Here is a 276-nt window from a genome sequence, read left to right as displayed (position 1 = left end):
TATATTGCTCAATTACATTGAGTGCATTATTGAAGTTCTCATTGCAGAAGGATGAGATGATTGCAAAGTATTTCACCAGTCTATCTCCTTAAGGTAGAAACCTTGATCGTCTTTATAAAGCTTCATAGCTTTATTATCGTTGAGAAATACTACGTTTTTAACGGATACTCTTATACTCATTTTAATGCGTAGCTTGGATACTTTAACCCTTGGTTCAACAATACCAATACTATATTGAACCCTGGCTTTCTTAAGCTCCCCATCTGATATTGAATT

The 276-nt window shown here is 34.1% G+C and carries 1 protein-coding gene; it reads right to left on the bottom strand.

Annotated features, from left to right (window positions below; genetic code table 11):
* Positions 1-72 precede the first annotated feature (72 nt).
* A partial coding sequence (locus tag FVP33_RS19855) for a hypothetical protein (protein ID WP_222706813.1) occupies positions 73-276 on the bottom strand: 204 nt, incomplete at its 5' end.

Origin of the sequence: Lacisediminihabitans profunda (assembly GCF_008040105.1) — a bacterium.
Classification (GTDB): Bacteria; Actinomycetota; Actinomycetes; order Actinomycetales; family Microbacteriaceae; genus Lacisediminihabitans; species Lacisediminihabitans profunda.
Note: the sequence above shows the minus strand (reverse complement) of the source record. Positions and strands in the feature narration are given on the sequence as shown.